Annotated in this window: 17 protein-coding genes and 1 riboswitch; of the genes, 15 read left to right on the top strand and 2 right to left on the bottom strand. The window is 59.2% G+C overall.

Annotated features, from left to right (window positions below; all coding sequences use genetic code 11):
- Window positions 1-87 precede the first annotated feature (87 nt).
- Window positions 88-912 (top strand): ABC transporter permease, encoded by an 825-nt coding sequence (locus FIU92_RS16075; protein ID WP_152459578.1) that lies wholly within the window; start codon window positions 88-90, stop codon window positions 910-912.
- Here the strand turns inward: FIU92_RS16075 and FIU92_RS16070 are convergent.
- Complete coding sequence (locus FIU92_RS16070) at window positions 909-1,511, bottom strand: alpha-ketoglutarate-dependent dioxygenase AlkB (protein WP_152459577.1); 603 nt, start codon at window positions 1,509-1,511, stop codon at window positions 909-911. The two genes, FIU92_RS16075 and FIU92_RS16070, sit on opposite strands and share 4 nt — an antisense overlap.
- Before the next feature lie 212 nt (window positions 1,512-1,723).
- Here FIU92_RS16070 and dnaK point away from each other — a divergent pair, with 212 nt between their 5' ends.
- The 14 genes from dnaK (at window position 1,724) to radC (ending at window position 14,229) form a co-directional block, all read left to right on the top strand.
- Window positions 1,724-3,631 (top strand): molecular chaperone DnaK, encoded by a 1,908-nt coding sequence (gene dnaK / locus FIU92_RS16065; protein ID WP_152459576.1) that lies wholly within the window; start codon window positions 1,724-1,726, stop codon window positions 3,629-3,631.
- A 180-nt stretch (window positions 3,632-3,811) separates the two neighbouring features.
- A complete protein-coding gene (locus tag FIU92_RS16060) occupies window positions 3,812-4,537 on the top strand; it encodes an FkbM family methyltransferase (protein WP_172978512.1) in 726 nt (241 codons plus the stop codon).
- A 3-nt stretch (window positions 4,538-4,540) separates the two neighbouring features.
- On the top strand, window positions 4,541-5,689 hold the full coding sequence (gene dnaJ, locus FIU92_RS16055) for a molecular chaperone DnaJ (protein WP_152459574.1): 1,149 nt from the start codon (window positions 4,541-4,543) through the stop codon (window positions 5,687-5,689).
- Between the two features lie 238 nt (window positions 5,690-5,927).
- Window positions 5,928-6,033: riboswitch (TPP riboswitch) on the top strand.
- Window positions 6,034-6,077: 44 nt separating this feature from the next.
- Complete coding sequence (thiD, locus tag FIU92_RS16050; protein ID WP_152459573.1) at window positions 6,078-6,881, top strand: bifunctional hydroxymethylpyrimidine kinase/phosphomethylpyrimidine kinase; 804 nt, start codon at window positions 6,078-6,080, stop codon at window positions 6,879-6,881.
- The gene (locus tag FIU92_RS16045) at window positions 6,878-7,855 is read left to right on the top strand and encodes an FAD-dependent oxidoreductase (protein WP_152459572.1); all 978 of its coding nucleotides are present in this window, start codon (window positions 6,878-6,880) and stop codon (window positions 7,853-7,855) included. The genes thiD and FIU92_RS16045 overlap by 4 nt, the downstream gene beginning before the upstream one ends.
- Window positions 7,839-8,033: a sulfur carrier protein ThiS gene (gene thiS, locus FIU92_RS16040; protein WP_152459571.1), complete on the top strand. Its 195-nt coding sequence runs from the start codon at window positions 7,839-7,841 to the stop codon at window positions 8,031-8,033. The genes FIU92_RS16045 and thiS overlap by 17 nt, the downstream gene beginning before the upstream one ends.
- A 2-nt stretch (window positions 8,034-8,035) precedes the next feature.
- A complete protein-coding gene (locus FIU92_RS16035; RefSeq protein WP_152459570.1) occupies window positions 8,036-8,800 on the top strand; it encodes a thiazole synthase in 765 nt (254 codons plus the stop codon).
- On the top strand, window positions 8,797-9,393 hold the full coding sequence (locus FIU92_RS16030; protein WP_152459569.1) for a thiamine phosphate synthase: 597 nt from the start codon (window positions 8,797-8,799) through the stop codon (window positions 9,391-9,393). Before FIU92_RS16035 ends, FIU92_RS16030 begins: the two co-directional genes overlap by 4 nt.
- Entirely contained in the window at window positions 9,390-10,355 is a 966-nt protein-coding gene (locus FIU92_RS16025) for a HesA/MoeB/ThiF family protein (RefSeq protein WP_152459568.1), read from the top strand. The genes FIU92_RS16030 and FIU92_RS16025 overlap by 4 nt, the downstream gene beginning before the upstream one ends.
- A gap of 20 nt (window positions 10,356-10,375) precedes the next feature.
- The gene (locus tag FIU92_RS16020) at window positions 10,376-11,311 is read left to right on the top strand and encodes an ABC transporter substrate-binding protein (RefSeq protein ID WP_152459567.1); all 936 of its coding nucleotides are present in this window, start codon (window positions 10,376-10,378) and stop codon (window positions 11,309-11,311) included.
- Window positions 11,308-11,982, top strand: coding sequence for a thiaminase II (tenA, locus tag FIU92_RS16015; protein ID WP_152459566.1), 675 nt, complete (start codon window positions 11,308-11,310; stop codon window positions 11,980-11,982). The genes FIU92_RS16020 and tenA overlap by 4 nt, the downstream gene beginning before the upstream one ends.
- Entirely contained in the window at window positions 11,979-12,707 is a 729-nt protein-coding gene (locus FIU92_RS16010) for an ABC transporter ATP-binding protein (protein ID WP_152459565.1), read from the top strand. The genes tenA and FIU92_RS16010 overlap by 4 nt, the downstream gene beginning before the upstream one ends.
- Window positions 12,704-13,438, top strand: coding sequence for an ABC transporter permease (locus FIU92_RS16005; protein WP_152459564.1), 735 nt, complete (start codon window positions 12,704-12,706; stop codon window positions 13,436-13,438). The genes FIU92_RS16010 and FIU92_RS16005 overlap by 4 nt, the downstream gene beginning before the upstream one ends.
- A 35-nt stretch (window positions 13,439-13,473) precedes the next feature.
- Window positions 13,474-14,229, top strand: coding sequence for a DNA repair protein RadC (gene radC, locus FIU92_RS16000; RefSeq protein ID WP_152459563.1), 756 nt, complete (start codon window positions 13,474-13,476; stop codon window positions 14,227-14,229).
- A gap of 3 nt (window positions 14,230-14,232) precedes the next feature.
- On the opposite strand, the gene FIU92_RS15995 is transcribed toward radC, so the two are convergent.
- Window positions 14,233-15,789 (bottom strand): phosphate ABC transporter substrate-binding/OmpA family protein, encoded by a 1,557-nt coding sequence (locus FIU92_RS15995; protein ID WP_152459562.1) that lies wholly within the window; start codon window positions 15,787-15,789, stop codon window positions 14,233-14,235.
- Between the last annotated feature and the right edge of the window lie 12 nt (window positions 15,790-15,801).

Here is a 15,801-nt window from a genome sequence, read left to right as displayed (position 1 = left end):
ATCGCGATCGACTTATGATGCGGCGGTTACGGAACGGCAAGATATTCATGCCAGTTTAGAGGCGACGAAGCAGAAAAGACCCTTTGAATGTTCTATTTCAAGCGCAACCAAACGCTGCTGGGCGGCGCTTTCACGACGGCTGAGCTGGTATTCCATGCCACCGTGCGAAAGGTGCGCTCGCAACATCCCAATGCAATAGTCGCCATCCTGATAAATGTTTTGCAGCTTGTGGTGATGGGAACCACTTTCTACCTGCTCATGTCACTGATGGGCCGGGGTGGAATACCGAAGATCAGGGGCGAGTTTCTGCTGTATGTTCTGTCCGGCGTGTTCCCCTTCATGCTGCACATTCAGTCGATAGGCGCGATTTCAGGGGTTGGGTCCGCGAACAATCCGATGATGCTCCATTCGCCGATGAATGTGATGGTGACGATCCTGTCTGCGGCGCTCGGTATTCTTTACAAGCAACTGCTGGCCATGTTCGTGATCCTGTTCATCTACAGCGTCGCGGTCGCCCCGATCGAGGTGCAGGATCCCGGGGGTGCTTTCGCGATGCTGATAATGGCCTGGTTTACCGGATGCGCGGTGGGTTTAGTGTTCATGGCGATGAAACCATGGTTTCCGACGACTGTGGGAATGCTCACCAATATCTACCGTCGCCTGAACATGGTGTTTTCGGGAAAGATGTTCGTTGCAAACACACTGGGCGGCGGATTGCTGATGATGTTCGCCTGGAACCCGCTGTTTCATATTATCGACCAGTGCCGGGGCTTCATCTTCCGAAACTACTTTCCGCGAAACACAAGTTGGGAATACGCGCTATGGGTCGGGATAGCTTTGTTGATGATCGGTTTGATGGCTGAGTTTTTCACGCGCCAGCATGTTTCGCAAAGCTGGAACGCGCGCCGCTAACATGCGACCCGCAGCGTCAAGTTGATCCGTCCACCTTTTGGCAACAGCCGGGATGATCCGTATCTGATCCGGTCGATTCCGTGATAGGCCAATCGTGCCGGACCGCCCATGATCACCACGTCGCCCGAGCTAAGCCAGATCGACTCGGTCTTGCCGCCACGGGTCGTGTTGCCAATTCGGAACAAGGCGTCATCGCCCAGGGAAACCGACAGAACGGGCCAGGAAAAATCTGCCTCGTCCTTGTCCTGATGCAGGCCCATCTTGGCGCCTTCCCCGTAGTAGTTGATCAAACAGCAATCCGGCGCGCGCTCGGTGCTGACCAGATCGTGCCAGATATCAAGAATGACCGGGGGGATTTCAGGCCAGACCCCGCCTTTCGGGTGCTTATCCTGATAGCGATAGCCTGCCTTGTCGGTCACCCATCCCAGATCCCCGGCCGAGGTCATTCTTACCGACATCTCTTTGCCCGAAGGCGTGACGGGTCGAAACAAGGGTGCCGCTTTCAGAATCGGTCGAAGGGCCGCGATCAGCCGTGCCTGGGCAGCAGGGTCAATATAGCCTTTTCTGATTTCGAACCCTCGCAAGACCACCCGCGTCATTCCGGAAACCCCAAACCTTTCCAATTTCTTGCCAAAAAAGACCTCAAATTCCCGAAAACCTGCACTCTACGGTGCTTGCAGGCCTCTTGCCTCGCCCTTATATACGCCGGGACGCGCGATGGTAGTGCTGTCGCGCACATCAGATCGGGAGTGGGATGCCATAAAGGGTCCGACCCTCGGGACATCGCCTTGAAGAGAAAGGGATTGCAAAAATGGGAAAAGTAATCGGGATTGACCTCGGAACCACGAACTCCTGCGTAGCCATCATGGAAGGCTCGCAGCCGAAGGTCATCGAAAACGCTGAAGGGGCGCGGACCACGCCTTCGATCGTCGCCTTCACCGAAGATGAGCGACTGGTCGGTCAGCCTGCAAAACGTCAGGCGGTCACCAACCCCGACAACACGATTTTTGGCGTCAAACGTCTGATCGGTCGTCGCGTGGATGATGCCGAAGTAGAAAAAGACAAGAAAATGGTGCCGTATTCCATAGTGAATGGCGGCAATGGTGACGCGTGGGTTGAAGCTCGCGGTGAAAAATACTCCCCCAGCCAGATTTCCGCTTTCATTCTGGGCAAGATGAAGGAAACCGCCGAGAGCTATCTGGGCGAAGATGTCACCCAGGCGGTCATCACCGTTCCGGCATATTTCAACGACGCCCAGCGTCAGGCCACCAAAGATGCCGGTAAAATCGCCGGTCTGGAAGTTCTGCGGATCATCAACGAACCGACAGCTGCTGCGCTGGCCTATGGTCTGGACAAGGAAGAAACCCAAACCATCGCGGTCTATGACCTTGGTGGTGGTACTTTCGACGTGACAATCCTGGAAATCGACGATGGCCTGTTCGAGGTCAAATCGACCAATGGTGACACCTTCCTGGGTGGTGAAGACTTTGACATGCGCATCGTCAACTACCTGGCGGATGAGTTCAAAAAGGAACACGGTGTCGACCTGTCGCAAGACAAGATGGCCTTGCAGCGTCTGAAAGAAGCCGCGGAAAAAGCCAAGATCGAACTGTCCTCGACCTCGCAAACCGAGATCAACCAACCGTTCATCTCGATGGGCGCCAACGGTCAGCCGCTGCACATGGTCATGAAGCTGACCCGTGCCAAGCTGGAATCGCTGGTGTCGGACCTGATCAAGAAGTCGCTGAAGCCCTGCCAGGCCGCTCTGAAAGACGCGGGTCTGTCGGCTGCTGACGTGGACGAAGTTGTTCTGGTCGGTGGTATGACCCGGATGCCGAAAGTGATCGAAGAGGTCACCAAATTCTTCGGCAAAGAGCCGCACAAGGGCGTGAACCCGGACGAAGTGGTTGCCATGGGCGCCGCCATTCAGGCCGGTGTTCTTCAGGGCGACGTCAAAGACGTGGTTCTGCTGGACGTGACTCCGCTGTCGCTGGGCATCGAAACGCTGGGTGGCGTGTTCACCCGCCTGATCGACCGCAACACCACGATCCCGACCAAGAAGTCTCAGGTCTTCTCGACCGCCGAGGACAACCAGAACGCCGTGACCATCCGCGTGTTCCAGGGTGAACGTGAAATGGCTGCGGACAACAAGATCCTGGGTCAGTTCAACCTTGAAGACATCCCGCCGGCACCGCGCGGTATGCCTCAGATCGAGGTGACTTTTGACATCGACGCCAACGGCATCGTCTCGGTTTCGGCCAAAGACAAAGGCACTGGCAAAGAACAGAAGATCACCATCCAGGCCTCGGGCGGACTATCGGACGAGGATATCGAAAAGATGGTCAAGGACGCCGAAGAGAACGCGGAAGCCGACAAGGAACGCCGCGAGCTGATCGAGGCGAAGAACCAGGCGGAAAGCCTCATCCATTCGACCGAAAAGTCGATGGAAGAGCATTCCGACAAAGTCGACCCGACCACGATCGAAGCCATCGAGCTGGCGATCGCCGCGCTGAAGGACGAGCTGGAAACCGAAAATGCCGACAAAATCAAGTCGGGCATCCAGAACGTCACCGAAGCCGCGATGAAGTTGGGCGAAGCCATCTATAAGGCGCAAGCCGAAGAAGGCGAAGAGGAACCTGCTGCCGCAGACGCTGCACCAGGCGACGATGACATCGTCGACGCCGAGTTCGAAGACCTCGACGACGACAAGCGCGCCTAACGCGTTACTCGGTTCCGGCAGGCCTGGTTCGGGCCTGCCGGAACGGTCTTCACCATGCAGCACGCGTCTCCGAAACCTTCTTTTGGCACCTACGCTCTCTCACATCGGATGGAAATATTGCGCCGGTGGTCTGAGGGCATGCCGCGTCAATGGATGTCGTCCGGAATTCGCAGGATAGTAATGGCCTCTCAGCGAGAGCCTTACGATGTTGAGGTGTTTGGCGGACAGAAATGCCGATTGCACCCATCTGACAACTGGGCCGAACGTCGCGTCATAACCGGCTCGCAGTTCTTTGATCTGGATGAGCGTCAATCGCTGGCCAACCATATTTCGCAGGGCTCTGGCGATTATGTCTTTGTCGACGCCGGTGCAAATGTCGGGCTGTACACCCTGTGGGTCAGATCAGTTGCGCAGAAGTTGGGGCGCAACCTGAAAGCCCTGGCTGTTGAACCGGATCCGGTCAACAAGGCTCGCCTTGGTACCAATCTGGCTGCCAATCAAGCCAGTGAAGTCATCCATTGCGACAAGGCCTTGTCTGACAAACCGGGTGAGGTGTGGTTCGAATCCGCGAACCTTGGCGATCGGGGTCATGCCAAAGTTGCCGAGTCGGGCGATCTGTGCGTTCAGGCGATTCCGTTGTTGGACGCTATACGCGATGCCGGGCTGACCAAGGTTGATGCAATGAAAATGGATATCGAAGGTCAGGAAACCCGCGTATTGCGCGCTTTTTTCGAAGACGCACCGCGGGAGATTTGGCCCGAAGTGCTGCTGATAGAAATCAAGCATTCGGATGACGGGCTTGACGAGGTCTTGAATAAGGCAGGTTACGTGGCCAGTTTTGCAAACAACACCAACGGCGTGTACAGGCTCAATGAAAGCACCGCGTCCGGCGGCACGAAGGAATAACAAATGTCAAAGCGCGACTATTACGAAGTGCTCGGCGTGTCCAAGGGCGCTTCGGCGGATGAGATCAAGAAGGGTTTTCGCAGGAAAGCCAAAGAGCTGCACCCTGACCGCAACAAGGACAACCCGGATGCCGAGGCGCAGTTCAAGGAAGCCAACGAGGCTTACGACGTTCTGCGTGATGCCGAAAAGAAGGCAGCTTATGATCGCTTTGGCCATGCCGCATTTGAAAACGGTATGGGGGGCGGTGGCCGCCCCGGCGGCGGTTTTGGCGGTCAAGGCGACTTTTCCAGCGCATTTTCGGATGTATTCGACGACCTGTTCGGTGATTTCATGGGTGGTCAAAGGGGCGGCGGCGGGCGTCGCGCCGCGCGCGGCTCGGACCTGCGCTACAACCTGCGTGTGACGCTGGAAGAAGCCTACTCGGGTCTACAAAAAACCATCAATGTGCCAACGGCCGTGGCGTGTTCGTCCTGCGAAGGTACCGGGGCTGAAGGTGGCGTTGAACCCACATCCTGCCCCACCTGTTCGGGCATGGGGAAAGTGCGGGCACAACAGGGCTTCTTTACGGTGGAACGGACTTGCCCCACCTGTTCGGGATTGGGTCAGATCATCAAGAACCCCTGTAAATCCTGTCAGGGGGCCGGCAGGGTCGAAAAGGACCGCGCTTTGTCGGTGAACATTCCTGCCGGTGTCGAAACCGGTACGCGAATTCGTCTGGCAGGCGAAGGTGAGGCGGGAATGCGCGGCGGCCCTCCGGGCGATCTGTATATTTTCGTCGAAGTGGCCGAGCACAAACTGTTCGAACGCGACAGCGTGAACCTCTACTGCCGCGTGCCGGTCAGCATGGCCAAGGCGGCGCTGGGCGGATCGATCGAGGTTCCGACCATCGATGGCGGTCGCGGCCGCGTTCAGATTCCGGCCGGAAGTCAGTCGGGTCGGCAAATGCGCCTGCGCGGAAAAGGCATGCCTGCGTTGCGCGGCGGTGGTGTGGGTGACATGTTCATTGAACTGGCCGTGGAAACCCCGGTCAACCTGACCAGCCGCCAGAAAGAACTGCTGCGCGAGTTTGATGATCTGGGTGAAGACAACCACCCGGAATCAAAAAGCTTTTTCTCGTCCGTCAAGTCTTTCTGGGACGGTATGAAAGGCTGAATGACCAGGAACGGGGGCTCTGCCCCCGCCGCCCTTCGGGCGACTCCCCCGGGATATTTGCAGCCAGATGAAGCATGGGACCCGTTCTTCATCTGGCCCAAATTATCCCGGAGCGCGAGGCAGAGCCTCGCATGCCTCTGTCATTTTCATGCTGTTTTGGCCTTAGCAGAAAGCTGAAAGTGGCAATATATCTGGAAAATTGAGTCTTGATTCCGTCCCTCGACCCTGAGATTGTCCGCTTCAACCGTTGGGGTGCCCTTTGACAGGGCTGAGAGACGCAACCGCGTTAACCCATCGAACCTGATCCGGGCAATTCCGGCGTAGGGAACGGTCTCTTGAACACAGACGTTTTCTCTACTCCGTTGCCCATAGAAGATGGAGCAACGACATGGCGGCAATTGCCCTGACCATAGCAGGATCCGACAGTGGCGGCGGCGCGGGCATTCAGGCTGACCTGAAGGCAATGTCGGCGCTGGGTGTTTTTGGCGCAAGTGTCATCACCGCCGTTACCGCGCAGAACACGCAAGCCGTCACCGCGGTGCATGGGATTCCGCTGGATGTGATTTCCGCTCAAATCGACGCGGTTCTGAACGATCTTGACGTCAGGGCCGTCAAAATCGGCATGCTTGGCACACCTGAGATCATTCATACGGTCGCCAGGGGGCTGGCGGCTTTCGAGGGTCCCGTGGTTCTTGATCCGGTCATGATCGCCAAATCCGGCGACGCTTTGTTGGCGCAAGAGGCGGTCCGGACGCTGCGCGATGTGTTGTTGCCCACGGCGACGGTTCTTACGCCGAATCTGCCTGAGGCGGCGTGCCTGCTGAACATGCCAGCGGCAGAAACGCGTGAGCAGATGGCTGAACAGGGCCGGGCATTGTGCGCCTTGGGTGCGGGTGCAGTCGTGATGAAAGGCGGACACGGGTCAGGTGAAATCTGCCACGATTTGCTGATCGATCGGTCGGGTGTCATGGCCGAGTTTCAGGCCCCGCGTCAGGATACGAAAAACACCCATGGAACAGGATGCACCCTGTCGTCATCCATCACCGCCGGTTTGGCCACGGGGCTGACCCTGAGGGACGCGGTTGCGCAGGCGCATGACTATCTGCAAGGGGCCATCGCGCGCGCGGATGAGTTGAATGTCGGCGCTGGGCACGGCCCGGTGCATCATTTCCACCGGATTTGGCCCTCGTGACGCTTTGGTCTGTCATAGGGGCAGGGGTTGCCGGTCTTGCCGTTGCCAGCGAACTGGTGTCGCGCGGTGCAAAAGTGCAGATATTCGACCCCGGCGGGCCACCGGGTCCGCATGGGTGTTCATGGTGGGCCGGGGGAATGCTGGCACCTTGGTGCGAATATGAAAACGCGGAAGAACCGGTGCTGCGCCTTGGGCAGTCAGCGATTGAATGGTGGGCCCAACGCACCAACGTGACCCGTCGGGGAACGCTTGTTGTCGCAAGTGCCCGTGATGTGCCGGACCTGCGCCGATTTGCGCGCCGAACAAAAGAGTTCACCAAGGTCGAACGGGCAGAAATATCCGACTTAGAGCCTGATCTGGCGGGGTTTGGTCAAGGCCTGTTCTTCGAACGCGAAGCCCATGTCGATCCACGCCAGGCGCTGCAAGATCTGTATCGTCAATTGCAAAGCCAGGGCGTCGCGTTCCACCGGAAGCTGGCGCCCGCCCAGTTGGAGAATGCAATTGACTGCCGTGGCCTTCTCGCCCGCGAATACCTACATGATCTGCGCGGCGTGAAGGGTGAGATGCTTGTCATACGATGCCCTGACGTGGAACTGACGCGCCCGGTTCGTTTGCTGCACCCGCGGATGCCGCTTTATATCGTTCCGCGCGGAGGCGGCGTCTACATGTTGGGTGCGACCATGATCGAATCCGAGGACAGCAGCCGCATTACCGCCCGTTCGATGCTGGAATTGCTCAGCGCGGCCTATGCCGTGAACCCGGCTTTTGGCGAAGCCGAAGTGTTGGAGATAGGCGTCGATCTGCGCCCCGCCTTTCCCGACAACTTACCGCGCATCCGGCGTTTGGGCCGGACGATCTATGCCAACGGGCTTTATCGCCACGGATATCTGCTGGCACCGGCGCTGGCGCGGGGTGTTGCAGATTTGGCGCTGAACAACACACATTCGGAGATGGTCGATGAAGATCGTGCTTAACGGCGAGACGCGCGAGGTGCGCGCCGAAACCCTGTCGGAATTGTTGGATGAATGCGGTTTCTCGGGCCGTGTGGCCACCGCCGTGAACGAAGATTTCGTGCCCTCAAGCCTGCGCGTCGCTCATAAGCTGGCCGAAGGCGACCGGGTTGAGGTCGTCGCACCGATGCAGGGGGGCTGAAGATGAAGACGTTTTACGGCACTGAACTGCCCAACCCGCTGATGCTGGGCACGGCGCAATATCCAAGCCCGGCCATTCTGGAACAGGCGTTTCGCGAAAGCGGTGCAGGCGTTGCCACTGTATCCTTGCGGCGCGAAGCGGGTGCGGGCCAGACCTTTTGGAACATGATCCGCGACCTGGGAGTTCTGATCCTGCCCAATACGGCCGGTTGCCATACGGTGAAAGAGGCCGTGACGACCGCCCATATGGCACGCGAAGTGTTCGAGACCCGATGGATCAAGCTGGAACTCATCGGACATACGGACAGTCTGCAACCGGATGTCTTCCAACTGGTCGAAGCCGCCCGCATTCTGACCGAGGACGGGTTCGAGGTGTTTCCCTACACCACCGATGACCTGATCGTGGGCGAACGCCTGTTGGAAGCGGGATGCGAGGTGTTGATGCCCTGGGGCGCACCGATCGGGTCAGGACGCGGGCTGAACAACGAATACGCTCTGCGTGCGATGCGGGCCGAATTTCCTGACATTCCCCTGGTGGTGGATGCCGGTATCGGCTTGCCCAGCCACGCGGCCCGCGCGATGGAGCTGGGCTTTGACGCGGTTCTGCTCAACACCGCTGTGGCCCGTGCCGGAGATCCGGTTCTGATGGCCAAGGCAATGGCGCAGGCAACCCTTGCCGGGCAATTGGCCCATCAGGCCGACCCGATCGAGCCGCGCGATATGGCGGAACCCTCTACCCCTGTTGTTGGAAAGGCCTTCCTGTCATGACGCTGGACCGTTTCTATCCGATCTTTGATCACTCGGACTGGCTGCGGCGGATGTTGCCGCTGGGTGTCAAACTGGTGCAGCTGCGCATCAAGGATCAGCCAGACGATGCGGTGCGCGACCAGATTGCCGTCTCACGCGAATTGTGCCGCGACCATGGGGCGGTTCTGGTGGTCAATGACTATTGGCAACACGCGATCGATCTGGGCTGCGAATGGATCCATCTGGGGCAGGAAGATCTGGACGACGCCGACCTGAAAGCCATCCGAAAAGCGGGTCTGAAACTGGGCGTTTCCACCCATGACGATGATGAGCTTGAGCGTGTGCTGGCCATGGATCCCGATTACGTGGCATTGGGCCCGGTCTACCCCACCATTCTGAAAAAGATGAAATGGCATCAGCAGGGCCTGCCCCGCGTAACGGAATGGAAGGCGCGGGTTGGTGATATTCCCTTGGTCGGTATTGGCGGGATGAGTGTCGAGCGCGCGACCGGTGTGCTGAAGGCCGGGGCGGACATCGTCTCGGCGGTCACGGATATCACACTGAACCCCGACCCCGAAGCACGGGTGCGCGCGTGGATCGAGGTCACACGATGAGCCGATATGCCCGCCAGACGCTTTTGCCCGAAGTCGGGGCACAGGGGCAGGCACGCCTGTCAGCGGCCCATGTTCTGGTCGTCGGTGCGGGCGGTCTGGCTGCACCGGTTCTGCCGCTTTTGACAGGGGCCGGGGTGGGGCGGATCACGGTCATGGACGGGGATACCGTCGATCTGTCGAACCTGCACCGTCAAACGTTTTTCTCCGAGGCCGATTGCGGGCACTCCAAGGCGGAAACCGCCGCCGCCCGTTGCCGCGCGCTGAATGATGAAACCGACGTCATCGGTCTGAATCAGGCTCTGACCAGTGAAAATGCGCCTGGCTCGGTGTCGCAAGCCGATATCATTCTGGATTGTGCCGACAGCTACGCAGCCAGCTACATCCTGTCGGACACGTGTCTGGCGCAGGGCAAACCTTTGATCAGCGCCTCGGTTCTGGGGCTTTCGGGTTATGTGGGCGGGTTCTGCGGCGGGGGCCCATCGCTGCGCGCTGTGTTTCCAGATGCGCCCGACAGTGGTGCCAGCTGCGCCACTGCGGGGGTTCTGGGCCCCGTGGTTGGCGTGATCGGGGCGATGCAGGCGCAGATGGCGCTCAGCTTGATCCTTGGACTTGACCCCTCGCCCCTTGGGCAGTTGGTTCAATATGACGCAAGAACCCTTCGCAGCACCGGGTTTCGCTTTGATGACGCACCCGAGCCCGAAAGCTGCTTTCGCTTTCTGTCCGCAAGCCAGCTGAAGGACACGGATCAGATCATCGAGCTGCGCAGTTCGCAGGAATCCCCTGTTCCCATCCATTCGAACGCGACGCGCATTTCACCGGATAATTTGCGCAAAATAGACCCTAACAAGGGAAAAAGGCTGGCTCTGTGCTGTGCCACCGGTTTGCGGGCATGGCGTGCCGCCGAACAGATTCAACCAGATTGGCCGGGCGAGATTGTCCTCGTCGCGGCCTCAACCTCGTGAAGGAAAGGGAAACGCGAGACATGAAAAAGCTGATGACAGCCATCGCCCTTCTGGCCGCCGCGCCGGCATGGGCCGAAGACAAAATGACCGTCCTGCTGGACTGGTTCATCAACCCTGACCATGGTCCCATCATCGTGGCGCAGGAAAACGGCTATTTTGCAGAACAAGGGCTTGAGGTCGAGATCGTTCCGCCCGCCGACCCGTCCGCCCCGCCCCGTTTGGTGGCTGCCGGCCAAGCCGACCTGGCGGTGTCTTACCAGCCGCAATTGCACTTGCAGATTCACGAGGGCCTGCCGCTGAAGCGCGTCGGCACATTGGTTGCGACGCCACTGAACTGTCTTCTGGTGCTGGAAGACGGGCCGATCAAGTCGCCTGCGGACCTCAAGGGTAAAAAAATCGGCTTTTCGGTCGCAGGGGTCGAAGAAGCCATCCTTGGCACCGTTCTGGGCAAATATGATGTTGCGCTGGGCGATGTTGAGCTGATCAATGTCAACTTTTCCCTCTCGCCGTCGCTGATGACCGGTCAGGTGGATGCGGTGATTGGCGCATATCGCAACTTCGAACTGAACCAGATGGATATCGAAGGCCGACCTGGCACCTGCTTCTATATCGAAGAAGAGGGCGTTCCGTCTTATGATGAACTGATCTATGTCGCCAATCCGGAAACGATGGACAAGGACAAGATCGCCCGGTTCCTCGCCGCGACTGAAAAAGCAACCCAATATATCGTCAACAACCCGGAAAAAAGCTGGGAAATCTTCGCGGCGACCTCGCCGGAACTTCAGGACGAGCTGAATGCCCGCGCCTGGGTCGATACACTGCCGCGCTTTGCGCTGCGCCCGGCAGGTTTTGATGCCGGTCGTTATGCCCGGTTCGAAACCTTCCTGAACGAAAGCGGGATGATCGACAGCGTCCTTCCGGTCAGTGACATCACCATCGACGTGACCGCGCAATGAGCAATTATGGCAAAGCCTTTGCGCTGATGCGCGATGCTGCGGCGGAGCCGTGGCGGGATTATACCCGCCACGCCTTCGTAGAGGGCATGAAAGACGGAACGCTGCCACGCGAGGCGTTTCTGCACTATCTGCGGCAGGATTACGTGTTTCTGATCCACTTCTCGCGCGCCTGGGCGCTGGCCGTGGTGAAATCAGAAACGCATGAAGAAATGCTTGCCGCATCGCGAACTGTGAACGGTTTGATCAGCGAAGAGATGAAACTGCATATCGGTATCTGCGAGGCAGAAGGTATCTCGCAGGCAGAGTTGTTTGCCACGCCAGAGAGGCACGAGAATCTGGCCTATACCCGGTTTGTCCTGGAAGCAGGCTACAGCGGAGATCTTCTGGACCTGCTGGCGGCCCTTGTTCCTTGCGTCATGGGGTATGGTGAGATCGGTACGCGCCTATCCGCCGAGGCAACGTCCGAGGCATATCGCGGCTGGATCGACACTTATGCCGGCGAGGATTACCAAGGCGCATGTGTGGCGGTTGGCGAGTTGCTGGATCAGGCTCTAACAAGACGTATTGGGGCTGATTTTCAAGGGTCGCCACGCTGGGATAGACTGTGCAAGACCTTCCGCAAGGCGACAGAGCTTGAAGTCGACTTCTGGCAGATGGGTTTGACGCCATGACACCTGCGCCCGAACTGACCATCAACGGCACTGCCACGATCGACGGCGCGACCCTGTTTGCGCCGTTGTCCCTGACCCTAAGGGCCGGGGCGTGGACATGCCTGCTGGGCGGTTCGGGCGTGGGAAAAACCACGGTTCTGAGGTTGATTGCGGGGCTCGAGACCGGGGCTGTCTTCGCTGGGCGGATCACGGCCAGTGATGGCTTGCCTGTGGCTGAGCGTGTCGCATACATGGCGCAGGATGATCTTCTTTTGCCTTGGGCAACTGTCGCGCAGAATGTCTCGCTGGGTGCGCGTCTGCGCGGGGAAAACGTTGATCTTGATCGACGTGACCGCCTGATCAAACGTATGCGGTTGCAGGATCACATGAACAAGAAGCCCAACGAGTTGTCCGGCGGGCAACGTCAGCGTGTCGCCCTGGCCCGGACACTGATGGAAGATCGCCCCGTTGTTTTGCTGGACGAGCCCTTTTCGGCCCTTGATGCCCGCACACGCGCTGACATGCAGGATTTGGCCGCCGAAGCATTGCACGGTCGAACCGTCCTTCTTGTGACCCATGATCCCGCAGAGGCCGCGCGTCTGGGGCAATCCATCGTGGTGATGACGGAACACGGATTGACGCGGTGCGAACCGCCCCGGGCCCCGGCCCCGCGCCGCGTGGATGATCTGGAGACATTGGAAACCCAGGGTGCCTTGCTGCGTCTTCTCCGCGAGGGCGCGGCATGAAGTATTTTTCTGCATTGGCCGCAACTTTGTTTGCCTTGCTGATCTGGCAGGGCATCGTGACCCTGACCGGGTTGCCGAAGTTCATCCTGCCCGGACCCGCCGTCGTGGCCGAAACCTGGTGGCAGAACCGCTGGGTGATCGCAGAGCATACCTGGATCACCGCGATCGAAGTGGTGATCGGTCTGGCATGCGGAACGCTGCTGGGTGTCGTTACTGCGTTGCAACTGGCGAATTCGCGGGCGGCGCGGGTGCTGGTGCAGCCGATGCTCGTGTTTACGCAAGCTCTGCCGGTATTCGCATTGGCGCCGTTGCTGACGCTGTGGTTGGGCTATGGGCTGTGGTCCAAGGTCGCCATGGCGGTGTTGATCATCTATTTCCCGATCACCTCATCCTTTTTTGACGGGCTTATGCGCACCCCTTCGGGGTATCTGGATCTGGCCCGAACGATGCAGGCCAGCAAGCGCGCCGTATTGTGGCATATCCGTATTCCGGCCGCTCTGCCGTCGCTGGCGTCGGGGATGCGGCTGGCGGCGGTCTATGCCCCGATCGGAGCGGTGATCGGCGAATGGGTCGGCTCGTCGCAGGGGTTGGGTTATCTGATGCTGCTGGCCAATGGACGTGCCAAGACCGATCTCATGTTTGCCGCGATGCTGACCCTGGGCGTATTCTCGATTCTTCTGCACATGATTGTCCGCCGGGCCACGGCACGCATGGCGGGTGAGGTGCGTTAACCAATCAGAAACCGATTCTGGGTCAGGGTGCGCTCATGACACAGGACGCCTTTGCCGAAGCCCCGATGCTGTTTGATACGGACGAAGCCCCGGCGCAGCCGCTGCCCTCTGGTCGGCTACCCTCCTACATAAAAGACCACCGCAAGCGGCTGCGCGAACGGTTCATGACCGGCGGATCGGCGGCGATGCCGGATTACGAACTGCTTGAACTGGTTCTGTTCCGATCCATTCCCCGGCAGGATGTGAAGCCACTGGCGCGGGCGTTGATGGACACTTTTGGTGATTTCAATCGTGTCCTGACCGCGCCCGAGGAACGGCTGCGCCAGATCAAGGGCGTTGGCGATACCGTGGTTACCGACCTGAAAATTCTTGAGGCCTGCGCCCATCGGATGGCCCGCGCCCGGGTGATGCAGCGGCATGTGATCTCGGGCTGGGATGCGCTGCTGGATTATTGCCACACCACCATGGCGCATCGAGAGATCGAACAGTTTCGCGTGTTCTATCTCGATCGCAAGAACGTAATGATCGCGGATGAGGAACAGGCCAAAGGCACCGTGGATCACGTGCCGGTTTACCCGCGCGAGGTTGCCAAACGAGCGCTAGAACTGAATGCCTCGGCCCTGATTCTGGTGCACAACCACCCGTCGGGTGATCCGACGCCTTCGCAGTCGGATATCGACATGACCAACCGTATTCAGGATGCCTGTTCGGCCTTGGGCCTGACCCTACACGACCACCTGATCATTGGAAAATCGACCGAGTTGAGCTTTCGGTCCGAAGGGTATCTGTGAGATTCACTGCACCCAGATTTCAACCCGGCGGTTGACCTTGCGGCCCCATTCGGTGTCGTCACAGGCCATCGGCATTGCTTCGCCAAACCCTTCCGCGACCACCTCGATACTGTCTGATATCGATGTTTCGGCCGCGGCCAGAACCGCGTTTCGTACCGTCTGTGCACGTCGCAGGGCAATGCGGGCGTTGGCGGCGGCCCCACCATCCCCGTCGCTGAAACCGGCAAACACCAGCTTGCGCGCCTTCAATGTGCCGGCGTCAAGCATATGTGCCAGTTGCTGAATATTGGAACGTGACTGCGCATCCGGGCGGGATGATCCGGGCTCGAACCGAACCGACAGGGACAGGCGCGACAGCGGGCGCAGGGTGTCGATCATGCGCAGAAGCTCGTCCAGCCCAACCTCCGGCCCTCCGGTGGCGATGGCGTTGGCAAGCCGGTCGCCCTGTACGCCAACCGGCAAGGTTTCGGGCGATTGATCCACGTAACCTGCGTCACGAATGGCCATCTGGGCCCCGGGGCTTAGGCTAAAGGCCAGAAACTTCCGTGCGATCCGCGGCAGGCGGCGTTCGGGCAGATACAGGAACATCGGCAGGTTCAGCGGATAATCTTCGGTCTTGATCGATTGACGGGTGGCGGCCAGCGGATGCCCACACCCTCCGGTCAACGGCAGGGCTCGGGCATCGCCGGCTGTCGCTTTGCTGGCGATTCCGATGGAAAACGGGTCCTTGGCCACGGCCTTGGTCAAATCGCTCGTTCGAATATGACGGATTACGGTATCGGTCAGTTCCACGCCAGCGGTCTTCAATACCTGATCCTCGACAGCCTGCGCCAGCCCCGATCCCGGATCCGGCACATGCAACGCGATCGGAGCATCCGGCCCGCCCAGGTCCACCCAGTTCTTCACTTCACCTGACAGAATGCGCGCCAAATCGGCCAGCGAAATCTGACGCATCACACTATCGGGTGCCACCACCGGAACTATGGCGTCCAATGCAACAACCCTGGATCGCCGGGCCCGTTTCAAATCACCCAGCCCCGCGGCATCGGCTGCATCCCGCTCTGCCTCGCGTACTTCGCGCAGGGCCATCACGATATCTGTCTGATCCCCGATCAACTTGGCGAAGCCGCGATCCGTGGTCCCTACGTCAAAGTAGAACCGCGCCAACGGGGCGTCACGGCCTGACTGAAAAAGCTCATAGACGAAGGTGTCCGCATCCACGCGGGCAGGCGTTGCGGTCAAGCCTTCCTGCCGCGCAAACCCGATGATCAGGGCGGGCAGGACCGTTTCGGCCATGACAGACGATCCGGAAAACCGCAACTCGGCTACGAAATCCGTCAGGCTGGGGCATGCAGGTCCGTCGCATGTGACGCCCGAGCCATCAACGGTCAACTCACCGAACTGTGTATCCACGCGGTAGAATTCGCCGTCATAGCCCAGCAGGTTGCCTGTTACTTCGACCTTGCCGTCATGAGACGTCAGTGTGATGTCCTGCGCCATTGCACAGGTCGCACCTGCAACGGTAAACAGCGCGGTCACAGCCGCACGAAAGAAAGTCATAAGAGAGTCGAG

Source organism: Ruegeria sp. THAF33 (assembly GCF_009363615.1).
In the GTDB taxonomy this organism is placed as follows: Bacteria; Pseudomonadota; Alphaproteobacteria; order Rhodobacterales; family Rhodobacteraceae; genus Ruegeria.
This window is presented reverse-complemented; position numbering and strand designations above follow the sequence as displayed.